The 12,375-nt window shown below is 50.7% G+C and carries 10 protein-coding genes; 9 read left to right on the top strand and 1 reads right to left on the bottom strand.

From position 1 onward, the window contains the following. Positions 1 to 176: 176 nt before the first annotated feature. The 9 genes from CRG97_RS19695 (at position 177) to CRG97_RS19655 (ending at position 11,402) form a co-directional block, all read left to right on the top strand. Positions 177 to 737 (top strand): NADPH-dependent FMN reductase, encoded by a 561-nt coding sequence (locus CRG97_RS19695; protein ID WP_098746458.1) that lies wholly within the window; start codon positions 177 to 179, stop codon positions 735 to 737. Beyond that, complete coding sequence (locus tag CRG97_RS19690) at positions 734 to 2,446, top strand: VOC family protein (protein ID WP_098746457.1); 1,713 nt, start codon at positions 734 to 736, stop codon at positions 2,444 to 2,446. Before CRG97_RS19695 ends, CRG97_RS19690 begins: the two co-directional genes overlap by 4 nt. A gap of 102 nt (positions 2,447 to 2,548) precedes the next feature. After that, positions 2,549 to 3,091, top strand: a complete 543-nt coding sequence (locus CRG97_RS19685) for an NADPH-dependent FMN reductase (protein WP_098746456.1) — start codon at positions 2,549 to 2,551, stop codon at positions 3,089 to 3,091. 119 nt (positions 3,092 to 3,210) lie between these two features. Beyond that, positions 3,211 to 4,830, top strand: a complete 1,620-nt coding sequence (locus CRG97_RS19680) for a response regulator (RefSeq protein WP_098746455.1) — start codon at positions 3,211 to 3,213, stop codon at positions 4,828 to 4,830. Then, positions 4,827 to 6,623, top strand: coding sequence for a cache domain-containing sensor histidine kinase (locus CRG97_RS19675; protein WP_098746454.1), 1,797 nt, complete (start codon positions 4,827 to 4,829; stop codon positions 6,621 to 6,623). Before CRG97_RS19680 ends, CRG97_RS19675 begins: the two co-directional genes overlap by 4 nt. Then, complete coding sequence (locus CRG97_RS19670; protein WP_098746453.1) at positions 6,620 to 7,600, top strand: substrate-binding domain-containing protein; 981 nt, start codon at positions 6,620 to 6,622, stop codon at positions 7,598 to 7,600. The genes CRG97_RS19675 and CRG97_RS19670 overlap by 4 nt, the downstream gene beginning before the upstream one ends. Before the next feature lie 132 nt (positions 7,601 to 7,732). After that, positions 7,733 to 9,232 (top strand): sugar ABC transporter ATP-binding protein, encoded by a 1,500-nt coding sequence (locus CRG97_RS19665; protein ID WP_098746451.1) that lies wholly within the window; start codon positions 7,733 to 7,735, stop codon positions 9,230 to 9,232. Between the two features lie 34 nt (positions 9,233 to 9,266). Continuing rightward, complete coding sequence (locus tag CRG97_RS19660) at positions 9,267 to 10,235, top strand: ABC transporter permease (protein ID WP_098746450.1); 969 nt, start codon at positions 9,267 to 9,269, stop codon at positions 10,233 to 10,235. A 150-nt stretch (positions 10,236 to 10,385) separates the two neighbouring features. Next, on the top strand, positions 10,386 to 11,402 hold the full coding sequence (locus CRG97_RS19655; RefSeq protein ID WP_098746725.1) for an ABC transporter substrate-binding protein: 1,017 nt from the start codon (positions 10,386 to 10,388) through the stop codon (positions 11,400 to 11,402). A gap of 223 nt (positions 11,403 to 11,625) precedes the next feature. Here CRG97_RS19655 and CRG97_RS19650 read toward each other — a convergent pair whose 3' ends face one another. Further along, a complete protein-coding gene (locus CRG97_RS19650; RefSeq protein WP_098746448.1) occupies positions 11,626 to 12,171 on the bottom strand; it encodes an AAA family ATPase in 546 nt (181 codons plus the stop codon). Positions 12,172 to 12,375: the final 204 nt, after the last annotated feature.

The raw sequence follows: 12,375 nt of genomic DNA, 5'->3' as shown, positions 1-12,375 counted from the left end.
TTGCTGTATTTGGCGTACATAACGATCATATCTAAGACTATAGTTGTAGAAGCTCTCAGCCGAAGGCAGGAGAGCTTTTGCTCGTAAAATCACTCCAAATGTTGACGATTTCCATGGCTTGCCTCCTCTACAATGGACTTAACAAAACATTCAATACCAAAAAGGGAGGCAGTACCATGAAGATCGTGATTATAGCTGGCAGTAATCGCAAGGAAGCAACAAGTACCGTTCTGGCCAAAGCCCTGGAAGCGCAAATGAATACGTTGTTCGTGGAGGTGAAGCTGTTTAACTTGTATGAGACACCGCTCCCGTTCTATTCACCAGACGAGATATTCAACCGCCATGCTGGCGTGCGCGAGCTGCAGCGTCTGTTAATGGAAGCGGATGGCATTATATTGACGACACCGGAGTACCACGGAGGAATGAGTGGAGTTTTGAAGAACGCCTTGGATCATTTGGGACAGATGCATTTCTCAGGTAAACCGGTGCTATCGGTAAGCTCGGCGGGAGGGGCGGTCGGTGTGAGTTCACTGCAGCAAATGCAAGCTACCATACGCAATTTGCACGGAATTAATAGTCCGGAATGGATCTCCATTGGCGGTTCTCAGCGGACCATTTACGAATCGGAAGCGGCAGAAGGCACGATTGTGCTGGATTATCGGGCTAAAGAGGCGCTATCCATCTTTATGGAGCTGGTCAAGAAGGTCAGCGGTAAAGAGGAGGTTGAAACCTCATGATCACTCATTTTGCCGGATTGAAATTAAAAACGGTCTCCATTCAGGGTGTGAAACAATTTTACAACGGACTGCTTCATTTCCCGATTGCAAGCGAAAGCGAGGTTGAGATCGTATTCCAGCCTACACCGGATTTCACGCTCGCTTTTAAAGAAGCGTATGAATCTATAGCTCCTGCCCATATCGCGTTTGAAGTGCCTTATTCCCAGTTTGAATCCATGATCCAGAAGCTCGCAGAGCAGGTGCCTTTGTTGAAATGGCCTGATGGTGAAGTGGTTGAGCGGTTTGATTCCGGCGTGAATGTGTACTTCAAGGATGGTGATGGAAACTTGCTTGAGTTTATCGCGCACGATGATCTGAAGGAAGGGGTACTTGCGCCGAACGGCACCTATGGCGTCCTGTATTTGCGGGAGGTGGGATTACCTGTGGAGGATCCGATAGCCGCAAGATTATGGATGCAGAAGACGCTCGGTTTAACGATCGCCAAGGAGTCGGAGGAATTCGCTTTTGTCATTGGAGGAACAGCCCATGCCGTTGTTGTATCAACAAAGCGCAAATGGATTCCGATATCGATGTATGCACTGGCACCATCCCTGGAGATAACTTATGGAGTAACCGACGAACGGTTTCTGGACCGGGTTCGATCCACTCTGGATCGGCGGATGATGGTTTCGGATACCGAGGATGGTTTGCATTTTAGAATGTATGGTTACAGCATCCGCTTGAAGATCACAAGCTTCCCCAAAGACATTGCAGCCAGGCTGAATCTGCCGAGTGCAATCGAAAGGAAGGAGGTGAATTCGGTCATTAGTGACCGGTATTTGGAGGATGGTCTTACAGCCTTGAGCCGCGGCGGCGAGATTGGCTGGTTTGAAGGACATGTTGGCGGAGCGTATTTGGCGGCTTATTACATGCAGAAGGAGTTTGATCTGCCGCAAGATGTACTGCAGGGGTTGGCTGCCAATTGCTGGCACTTGCGCAGTCAGCATGAAGATTGGTTCGAACCCTATCCTCTCGAACCTGCGCAGCCTGAATTAATGAATCGATTTATTGAAGGACTGCTGCCTAACCTGACGAATCTGAGTACCTCCGGACACGGGGTAACCCTTGCCGTCTTGGGACTGAAAGCATTGCGGGAGCGTCCGGACTTACTGACGCCGTCTATCGTGCGAGGTTTACTTAAGCTGATGGAAGATGCAGCAGTTGAACACAAGCTTGCCAGGTATTACGGAATGGATGATTACACGAAGCTGGAACGATCGGAGATCTCACTCTCGGAAATACCGCCGTACCGGAATGCATCCGATCTGGCCATTCGTGCCTTATCCGAGTTGGATCATGTGCTGCCGGATCAACACGTTGAGGGGAAGTACTACTTTTTTGCAGGTGAGCTTGAGCATGGCATTACCCACGCCCACGCATTGATTGAGCTGGAGCGACTCGGATACGTTCAGCTTGCCAAGCTTGGTCAAAACAATCACCGACTGCAAATAAAACTCAACCGTTTAAAGCCACAAGCGCTATCAAATCAGAGAGTTGAGGCTGCAGAGGAAGCTTCGATTACGGATTCGGCCTATTGGAGTAAACGGTATGAAGATCCCCATGCCATCAAAGTGCCTTATGCCGCACTGGCTCTGCTCCAATATGCGCCGCCTGAACAAAGAGAATATATGGAGCGCGATGTGTGTAAGCTGCTCTCGTTGATGAAGTAGGACAAACGATATTTTGACATTGGTAAAATATGGTGATAGGCTAAAGTTAGTTGTCAACAATAGAATGGAATGTGCTAAGAAGGCATAGAACTGGAGGGTATCATGAAAGTAGCAATCGTTGTTGGAAGCATTAGAAAAGAGTCGTACAATATGAAACTCGCGGAATATTTGAAGCAGCGTTACTCGGATCGGATCACGTTTGAAATCCTGGGGCTTCGTGATCTTCCGTTCTACGATCAAGACATTGAATTGGATCCTCCTGCGGTTGTTAAGGATTTCAAAGAGCGGATTGCTGCCGCCGATGCGGTATTGTGGATCACACCGGAGTATAATTACTCTATACCGGGCGTGCTCAAGAACGCGCTCGATTGGTTATCGCGCGTTGATAAGGTCATGAACGGGAAGCCTTCATGGATTATGGGGGCGTCGATGGGACAGCTTGGAACGGTTCGCGCTCAAGAGCATCTCCGGGATATTCTGTTTTCTGTCGGCATTACTTCGCCGCTGCTTCCGAACAATGAAGTATACATCGGCGCGGTACACGAGAAGATGGATGAGGCTGGCAAGTTAATCCATGAGCCAACAATCGGTTTCCTCGATATTGTGGTGAACAATTTCATTACATGGATGAACACCCGCAAATAAATATGAAGTCATGGAGCCCTTTGGCAGTTGCTTGCCAAAGGGCTTTTCCTGTATATTCACCTCGTAACACGATAGAACCTAAGCAAATGGGATTTGCTTATGAACGGGGGAGGCTTTGATTGTATACGATTCTTATTGTGGACGACGAACCGATCGTAAGGGAAGGGATCCGAAACCGGATTCAGTGGGCGGATCATGGCTTTGAATGCATCGGAGATTGTGAGAACGGCAGGGATGCATTGGAGGCTGTCACCCGCCAACCACCTGATGTGGTGTTAACGGACATCAACATGCCGTACATGGATGGCCTGGAATTGTCCCGCCATATTACGGAACGTTTTCCTAAGACGAAGATCATCATTCTGACCGGGTTTGACGATTTCGAATATGCCCAGCAGGCGGTGAAGCTGCAGGTCACGGATTTTATTATGAAACCGGTTACCTCGGCGGAAATAAGGGAGATGCTTGATAAACTCAAGCTGGAGATGGATGAGGAACACGGACGTACGGAGCACTTGAAGAGGCTCAAATATCAGTTGAATGAGAGCTTGGTCTTACTTAAGGAACGATTTCTCGAACGACTGGCGTCATCGCCGATGAAGCGATCCGAGATCGAGAGCAAACTGTCTTATTTTGATATTCCGCTTCCGGGGCCGCTTTATATCGCAATGGCAGCGGATAGGGATGAGCTTCGTTCGGATGAACAGCACGTCGATAATGAGCTGTATGCTTTTGCCTTATACAATATCATGCAGGAATTATTGGCGGGTGAGCCCGGTGCAGCCGTTTTTCGGTACAAGGAGAACAAGGTTATGGCCATTCTGTCGGGCTTCGGCGAGGAGGAGCTGCACGCTCGGGCGCAGGAGCTGGCGGAGGGAATTCGCGGATCTACGAAACAGTTCATGAAATTCACGGTCACGCTGGGCATCGGAACGATTTGCCATGAGCTTCAGGACATCCGTTATTCCTGCAGGGCTTCGGAGGCTGCATTGGAATACAGGCTCCTGATCGGCCGCGATCAGGTGGTCCATATCACGGATCTTGAAAAGCGGGGGGACGCTCCTCTCCTGGATGGGATCGAAACCGAGTCAGCGCTAATCTCCGCGATCCGGGCCGGTACGGACTCTGAAGTGAAGACGTGCATCCGGCGGTTGATCAGCGAACTTGGAAGCGCTTCAATTTCGATCGAGCTCTGTTATGTGCGGATCGTACGAGTGATGCTTGCCGTGCTTCAAACTTTGATGGAAATCGGCTGCAATGAGAACGAGTTGATCGGCAAAGAGAAAAGGCTGCTATCCGATCTACATTCTTTTCGGTCCTTGGATGAGATCGAAGGTTGGTTATGCGAGGTGTGCGGGCAGGCGCTAAGGGACGTTGCCAAGACGAGAAAGGACTTGACCCGCTCCCAGATGCTGGAGGCGGTCGATTTCATCCAGCGACATTACGAGGATCCGGAGTTATCGATTAAGACCGTGTGCAGCCGGATCTTCATGAGCACGAGTTACTTCAGCGCTCTGTTCAAAACGCATACCGGGAGAACCTTCGTTGAATACGTAACGGAAGTCCGTATGGAAAAAGCAAAGGAACTGCTGAAGCATTCCTCGATGAAAACCTATGAAATTGCGGCAAAAACCGGTTATCAGGATCCACAATATTTTAGCGTGCTGTTTAAGAAACATACCGGAGATACCCCGACCGAGTACCGAAACAAAATGGCGTCAGACGAGGTGAGGCCATGAAGGCACCGCAGCGAATCAAAACCATTCAGTCCCGCATTGCCAGCTCCTTCGTGATGTTAGTGCTGTTTACGGCGCTGCTGCTGATCTTCATCTCCTATCGGCTATCCGAATCGGCAGTGCGTGAAACGGCGGAGAGTTATACCTCCGAGCTGATCAATCAAGTGAATGCGAATATCCAAACCTACATTACGGGCATGAAGGACATCTCGCTCGCAGCGATGAACAATCCGAATGTCAGGGAATATCTGGCCTCGGCCGATGAACTGCAGCCTGCGGAACTGGCCATATTGAAAGCGAAGATATCGGAATATTTCCACTCGATTCGGGTTTCGCGCAAAGATATTGCGTCGATTAATATTTTTGGAGCCGGCGACACCTTTATCTCCGATCGGGCAGACGCCGAACTGAATCCCTATATTGTGTTATCGGAGCAGCCCTGGTATCGGCAGGCGAAGGAAAACAAGGGACAGACAGTGATCTCCTCGTCCCATGTACAGCCGGTCATCAAGGGAGAGTACCGCTGGGTCGTATCACTGAGCCGCGAGCTCAGCGGCGTGAATCCTTCGAATGGGCTGGGCATTCTGTTGATCGATCTCAACTTCAAGGTGATTAACGATATGCTCAGCAAGCTGGATCTGGGGAACCGGGGTTACGTGTTTGTGATTGACCGTCAAGGCCGGATTGTGTATCACCCGCAGCAGCAGCTGCTCTACAGCAATTTGAAGACGGAGAGATTAGAGCAGGTCCTTTCGGACAAGCTAGGGGGATTTGTCGTGAAGGAGGGCGGGGCAAGCCGGATATACAGCATCAAGGATACGGATTTCGGCTGGAAAATCGTTGGCGTTTTTTACGAGAATGAGCTGGTGGACAATAAGAAGCAGATGCAGCTTTCTTTTGCCATAGCGGGGTTGTTATGTCTTGGCGTGGGCGTGTTGTTCTCCGTTGTCATCTCCCGCAACCTGACGCGTCCCATCAAGAAGCTCCAAGAAAAGATGATGGAAGTGGAGAAAGGGAACTTCGATATCCGGGTTCCCGTGGGGCATTCCAGGGAGATCTCCGGTCTGGCCCGGAGCTTCAACGTGATGGTGCTGAAGATCAAGGAATTAATGGATCAAATCTTGGTAGAACAAGAGATTAAGAGGAAAAGCGAGCTGAATGCCCTGCAAGCCCAAATCAATCCCCATTTCCTCTATAATACGCTGGATTCCATCATATGGATGGCTGAGAGCAAGAAGCATGATGAGGTGATTCTGATGACATCGGCTTTAGCAAGGTTGTTTCGAGCTTCGCTCAGCAAAGGGAGGGAGATGATACCGATTGCTACCGAGGTGGAACATATAACGAATTATTTAAAAATACAACAAATGCGATACCAGGACAAAATCCGGTTTGCTCTGGATATCGATCGCGTTCTTTACCCGTATCTGACATTGAAGGTGCTGCTGCAGCCGCTGGTGGAGAATGCCATTTATCATGGCATCAAGAACAAGGAAGGTCAGGGAACGGTCACGATTACGGGGAAGCTTCAAGATAACCGGATCGAGTTTCAAGTTAAGGATGACGGCATCGGCATGGATCGGTCCAAGGTTGAGACTCTGCTAACGTCCAAAGAAGGCAACCCATCGAGAAACAGCGTTGGGATTGCGAATGTCCATCAACGGATTCAGCTATATTTTGGAGCGGAATATGGCCTTAGCTATACGAGCGAACCCGGATTGGGGACATGCGTAAAGGTGCTCATTCCGGCTGTTCATCCGGATGAATGGCGGAGCTTGGAGGGGGATGTGCCATGAAGTCGTACATGAGACTGCGATATATTTTACTGCTGCTGATTTCGGTACTAATCCTGGGTTATGTCGCCTTTCATTGGTCCAAGGAAGAGCCTGGTGCCAAGAAGATCATCGTGGGTGTTAAAGCACTGGATGAAATTGAATTCTGGCGGGTACTGATTGAAGGGGTGAACACGGCTTCTCGTGAATTCGGTGTGGATGTCTCGGTGGTAGGACCCACCCAGGAAATCGAAGTGGACTTGCAGATTCAATTGCTGGAGGAAGCCATCAAACAGAAGCCGGATGCGATTGTCATGGCCGCCGGAGATTATAACCGCCTTGTTCCCGTGGCTGAGTCCATTCGTAAGGCTGACATCCCGCTTATTATGATTGATTCCGCCGTTAATGGTGATTATGCGCAGAGCTTGATCGCGACCGACAATGTGAATGCCGGACAGAAAGCAGGCAAGGAGCTCTCTTCATTACTCCCGGCAGATGCCAAAGTTGCTATCGTCAGTTTCGTGCAGGGTACCTCGACGCAGATCGAGAGGGAACAAGGGGTTCGAAGTATTTTGGAGTCGCGCAGTGGCACGGAAATTGTGGGCACTTACTACAGCGAAGGCAAGGAGGAGAGAGCCTATGAAATCACGAAGAAGCTGCTGCTGGAGAGGCATGACCTGAATGGAATCGTGGGCCTGAATGAGCCTTCTACAGTCGGGGCAGGCAGAGCGATTCGAGAATTGGGGCTGGGGGGCAAGGTCAAGCTGGTCGGATTCGACAGCTCGGTGAAGGAAGTCAAGCTGCTCGAAGAGGGGGTCCTTCAATCCACAATTGTACAGAAGCCCTTCAATATCGGCTATTTGGGCATCAAAACAGCCGTATCCATCATCGAAGGCGACAAGGTGTCACGCAACGTGTACACCGATTCCGTTGTCATCAACAAAGACAATATGTATACCGAGGAGAACCAGAAGCTGCTCTTTCCCTTTGTGGAAGAGTAGCTTCTTCCCTTATGGTGTCCTGTTAACAGATCATAGATTATTCAACATCGATCAGAGAATATTCCATTCCTCCGCTAGGGAGCGATTTGTACAATGATTCATAAAAGGTGCCAGCTAGAGAGGTGAGGGGCTTTGAGCGAAGTATTGATACAAATGGAAGGAATCACGAAGGAATTTCCGGGCGTGCTGGCGTTAAATAACTGCCGATTCGAGCTGCTGCACGGTGAAGTCCATGCGCTTATGGGTGAGAACGGCGCCGGCAAGTCAACGATGATGAAAATTTTAACCGGCGTATACCAGAAGGACGAAGGTACGATTCGGTACAAAGGACAGCCCGTGGAGTTAACGAATCCGAAAGCGGCACAAGACGCCGGGATCAGCATGATCCATCAGGAGCTGAATTTGGCGCCTGACCTGACGGTCGCCCAGAATATATTCATCGGGCGGGAGCCGCGACGAAAGCTCCGATTGTTTCTGGATGAGCATGCGCTAAACCGACAAGTGAAGGAACTGTTCGAGCGGATGGGACTGGACATGGACCCATCCATCAAGGTTTCGGAGCTAACGGTTGCCAAGCAGCAGATGGTGGAGATTGCCAAGGCATTGTCTTATAACGCTGACGTGCTGGTCATGGATGAGCCAACTGCGGCTTTAAGCGAAACCGAGATTGAGGATTTGTTCCGCATCATTCGCCAGCTTCGAGAAGCCGGAGTTGGAATCGTTTACATTTCCCACCGGATGGATGAGATCAAGCGAATTACGGATCGCATTACGGTCATGCGTGACGGACAGTACATCGATACGGTATTAACGGATGAGGTCACCACCCAGGACATTATTTCCAAGATGGTTGGCCGGCAGATCTACGAGACCTCGAAGCCAGAGAGGATCGCAGATGTACGTGAGACGGTACTGCAGGTTAAAGGACTGAATCAAGGCCGAACTTTAAAAGACATTAACTTCACTCTGAAAAAGGGAGAAATCCTTGGCATTGCAGGCCTGGTTGGCGCGGGGCGGACCGAGCTTGCCCGAGCGATCTTCGGTGCCGACCGCATTCAATCCGGGGAGATTCACGTCCATGGCCGCAAGGTAACGATCAAGGGCCCCCATGATGCGGTGCGCCAAGGGATCGGTTATTTATCCGAGGATCGCAAGCGTTTTGGATGTGTTGTCGATCTGGATGTGAAGAGCAATGTGGCTATTGCCTCATACGGCAGCTTCCTACGTCCCGGAGGCTGGATGAATACGGCCAGGATTCGCGAGCAGGCAGAGGAAATAGTGTCGCGATTGAAGGTCAAAACGCCGCATGTCGACCAGGAGGTCAAGTTCCTCTCCGGCGGCAATCAGCAGAAAGTCGTTATTGGCAAATGGCTGACGCGGGATTGCGACATCCTGATCTTCGACGAACCTACGCGAGGGATCGATGTAGGAGCCAAGAGCGAAATCTATCGCTTGCTGAACGATCTTACGGCACAGGGCAAATCGATCATCATGATCTCCTCAGAGCTGCCTGAAATCCTTCGGATGAGTCATCGGGTTCTCGTGATGTGTGAAGGCCGGATTACGGGCGAGCTGGATCAAGCAGAGGCGAACCAAGAAAGCATTATGCATCTGGCTACAGCAAGAATGTAGGCCGTTATCCATACATGTCAGGAGGAACAAGCAGATGAACATTCAAATCAAATCGGGCGCACTTCAGCAAGTGCTAGCCCTAGCCAGCTTGGTCGTGCTCATTCTATTCTTTACGTTCTCATCCAGCAATTTCTTTCAGTTCTCCAATATCGTGGGCATTCTTCTCTCGACCGCGGTAATCGGCGTGTTGGCCTTGGGATCTACCTTTGTCATCATTACCGGCGGCATTGATCTGTCTGTCGGGACGGTCATGACGCTGAGCGGCATTATGACCGGTGTATGCATCACCTTCTGGGGATTGCCAGTTCCGGTCGGCATCCTTGGCGGCATCTTGACGGGCGCCCTGTGCGGGCTTCTGTCCGGAACGGCGGTAGCGAAAATGAAGATCCCGCCTTTTATCGCTACGCTGGCGATGATGATGATCGCCAAAGGACTGGCGCTGATTATCTCCGGAGCCAAGCCAGTCTATTTCAATGATGCCGAAAGCTTTGCCGAAGTGTCCCAAGGCAGCGTGCTGGGCTGGCTGATACCGGGCCTCGATATTCCGAATGCGGTCGTTATTTTCTTCATTGCGGCGGTTGTGGGCTACCTCATCTTATCGAAGACCATCATCGGCCGGTATAACTTTGCCTTGGGCAGCAACGAAGAGGCGACCCGATTGTCCGGTGTCCATGTGAGCTTCTGGAAAATCGTCATATACACTCTAACCGGCGCCTTTACCGGCTTGGCCGGCGTCATGATGGCATCGAGGCTGAACTCGGCCAATCCGGCGCTGGGTGCCGGGTATGAGCTGGAAGCCATCGCGGCGGTTGTGATCGGGGGAACTTCGCTCAGCGGAGGGAAGGGGACCATCATCGGTACCGTGATCGGAGCTTTGATCATGAGTGTGCTGACGAATGGATTACGCATTCTGTCCGTGCCGCAGGAGTGGCAAACCGTTGTCGTAGGGTTCGTTATCATACTCGCGGTGTATGCGGATATTTTGCGCAGACGCAAAGCGTAAGCCTTTTTCATTAGAACGTCTCTATTCGATTCCGGGCAGGTACCTAACCCGGTAGATTTTGGAGTTAGCCGTATATTAGCTGGATAGAAGCTTCCTTGGATGGAAGTTCTATAGATGTACTATTTTGATAAACAAGGGGAGATTGCGATTATGAAAAGGCTTTCTGTATTGGCTCTGATTCTCATGTTGACTGCAAGTATGCTGGCGGCTTGCGGTTCATCGGGCAACAACGCTGCCGGAACCGACAGCCCAAGCGAGGGGGGATCAGGTTCAGGTTCCGGCTCTGCAGCCGAAGGGGAAATCTACATTCCGATCATTTCCAAAGGCTTTCAGCACCAGTTCTGGCAGGCGGTGAAAACCGGTGCCGAGCAGGCAGGGGAAGAGCTTGGCGTAAAGATTACCTTTGAAGGACCAGAGACGGAATCCCAGGTGGATAAGCAGATCGAAATGCTGCAGGCTGCACTCGATAAGAAGCCAAGCGCGATCGGTTTTGCTGCACTGGATAGCCAGGCCTCCATTCCTTATCTGAAAAAAGCCCAGGAAAACAACATTCCGGTCATCGCCTTCGATTCGGGCGTGGAAAGCGACATTCCGGTAACGACGGCATCGACGGACAATATGGCTGCATCCGCGCTTGCGGCGGATAAAATGGCGGAGCTCATCGGGAATGAAGGTAAAATCGCGATGGTGGTCCATGACCAGACCAGCGTAACCGGGGTTAGCCGCCGCGACGGTTTTAAGAAGCAGATCGAAGAGAAGTATCCGAACATCGAGATCGTTGACATTCAATATGGAGGCGGGGATCATCTGAAATCGACGGACCTGGCCAAAGCAATGATGCAGGCACATCCGGACTTAAAAGGGATATTCGGGGCGAATGAAGGCTCCGCCGTCGGTGTCATCAATGCGGTAACGGAGATGAAGAAGGAAGGTCAGATTATCGTGGTTGGATTCGATTCCGGAAAAGCGCAGATTGACGCTATCAAGAACGGAACAATGGCGGGAGCCATCACGCAAAATCCGGTCGGCATCGGATATGAGACGGTAAAAGCCGCCGTGGCGGCCATCAAAGGGGAGAAGGTCGAACCGCAGATCGATACGGGATTCTACTGGTACGACAAAAACAATATCGATAGCGACGAGATCAAAGCCGTGATTTACGAGTAATATGAAATGAAGGGGAGCCCTATACGGGGCTCCCCTTAACGTGGCATCCGCTTATGCAGATGCCACCTCCATATTCTGAATCAACTCGTTCAGCCTCCTTTCCGATCATTTGGTCCAGCCGGACAACTATATTTAACCATAGCCGGTGGCGGGACAGAAGTGAATAAACAGGCTTAATTGTTTTTTACCAGGAAGTCTCGTCATGAATGCTACCGAGTATATGTTAACGGACTTTCCCCTCATCCCAAATCCGCTTCCAAATCTCTTGGGCGGTGTCCTCAGGAGAAAAATCGGAGGTATCCAGCCACAGGCCAATTCTTGGCGTTTCGTCGGCTAACCGCCGGTTCAGCTCGTGGATGGTCCATACCCCGTAGCCTTTTTTGTCACGTATCTGCTCTCGTTCGCTAATGGCATTCTCGGATGGGTTTAGCACAACGATGAAGACGGGAAGGCCATTTAGCATTGCTGTGATATCTTGCAGTGCCGGGCCGAGAATGACGTCCTGCAGAATGACATGAAAACCGGCTTCAGCATAGGTTCTGGCAGCGGAGGCGGATAGCTGATACCGTAATGCGAGTTGCCTCTCCGCCTCAAGGGAAGCATCCGGAAGCATTTCTTCTCTGCCCCTGACTATCATTTTCCGAAACGAGTCCCCCCGCAAATGGACTCCGCGTTCAAATTTCTCCGCTAGCAGCTGGGCTACCGTCGATTTACCGGAAGCCATGACGCCAGTGACAATTATAACGGCTGGTTCACATGAATGTGACATAACATTACCTCCAATTCTATCGGATTGTAAATGAAAGGGAGCCCTATAACGGGCTCCCTTAAACGTGACACCCGCTTTATGCGGATGCCACCTCCATATTCTGAATCAATTCGTTCAGCCTCCTTTCCGATCATTTTGTCCGGCCTGACAATTATATTAAACCACAGCCGGATGTGAGTCGAAAGTGAACAAACAGGCTTAATT

The sequence above is a fragment of the Paenibacillus sp. EZ-K15 genome, assembly GCF_002573715.1.
GTDB lineage: Bacteria > Bacillota > Bacilli > Paenibacillales > Paenibacillaceae > Paenibacillus_AQ.
Note: the sequence above shows the minus strand (reverse complement) of the source record. Positions and strands in the feature narration are given on the sequence as shown.

Excerpts from the sequence above, each read along its gene's own strand:
- CRG97_RS19695 (WP_098746458.1), top strand. The coding sequence starts at position 177 with ATGAAGATCGTGATTATAGCTGGCAGTAATCGCAAGGAAGCAACAAGT.
- CRG97_RS19690 (WP_098746457.1), top strand. The coding sequence starts at position 734 with ATGATCACTCATTTTGCCGGATTGAAATTAAAAACGGTCTCCATTCAG.
- CRG97_RS19685 (WP_098746456.1), top strand. The coding sequence starts at position 2,549 with ATGAAAGTAGCAATCGTTGTTGGAAGCATTAGAAAAGAGTCGTACAAT.
- CRG97_RS19675 (WP_098746454.1), top strand. The coding sequence starts at position 4,827 with ATGAAGGCACCGCAGCGAATCAAAACCATTCAGTCCCGCATTGCCAGC.
- CRG97_RS19670 (WP_098746453.1), top strand. The coding sequence starts at position 6,620 with ATGAAGTCGTACATGAGACTGCGATATATTTTACTGCTGCTGATTTCG.
- CRG97_RS19660 (WP_098746450.1), top strand. The coding sequence starts at position 9,267 with ATGAACATTCAAATCAAATCGGGCGCACTTCAGCAAGTGCTAGCCCTA.
- CRG97_RS19655 (WP_098746725.1), top strand. The coding sequence starts at position 10,386 with ATGAAAAGGCTTTCTGTATTGGCTCTGATTCTCATGTTGACTGCAAGT.
- CRG97_RS19650 (WP_098746448.1), bottom strand. The coding sequence starts at position 12,171 with ATGTCACATTCATGTGAACCAGCCGTTATAATTGTCACTGGCGTCATG.